Annotated in this window: 1 protein-coding gene; it reads left to right on the forward strand. The window is 57.2% G+C overall.

The genetic code is table 11. The features are described 5' to 3' along the window. On the forward strand, window positions 1–430 hold a 430-nt coding region (locus tag ICL55_RS34955; RefSeq protein ID WP_188106714.1), incomplete at both ends, for a beta-ketoacyl synthase N-terminal-like domain-containing protein.

The following is a 430-nucleotide window of genomic DNA, read 5'->3' on the forward strand; positions in this document are numbered from 1 at the left end:
AATGGCCGGGCAGGTAGGCGTTTATGCCGGCGTGATGTATGGAGAGTATAACCTCTCAGGAAGCCTGGCCAGTATCGCCAACCGCGTGTCTTACTTCCTGAACCTGCATGGGCCAAGCATGACGCTGGACACCATGTGTTCCTCTTCGTTGACGGCTATTCACCTGGCATGCCAGGACCTGAAGCAGGGGCGTACGGACCTCGGTATAGCCGGTGGCGTTAATGTGAGCATCCATCCCAGCAAATACCTGATGCTGAGCGCTGGCCAGTTTATCTCCGGCGACGGCCACTGCCAGAGCTTCGGCGAAGGGGGAGACGGGTATATTCCCGGCGAAGGGGTTGGGGTAGTGGTGCTGAAACGCTTGTCAGAAGCGGAGCGGGACGGTAATCATATTTATGGCGTTATCAGAGGCAGCTCACTGAACCATGGC

The organism is Chitinophaga varians (genome assembly GCF_014529945.1).
GTDB classification, from domain to species: Bacteria; Bacteroidota; Bacteroidia; order Chitinophagales; family Chitinophagaceae; genus Chitinophaga; species Chitinophaga varians.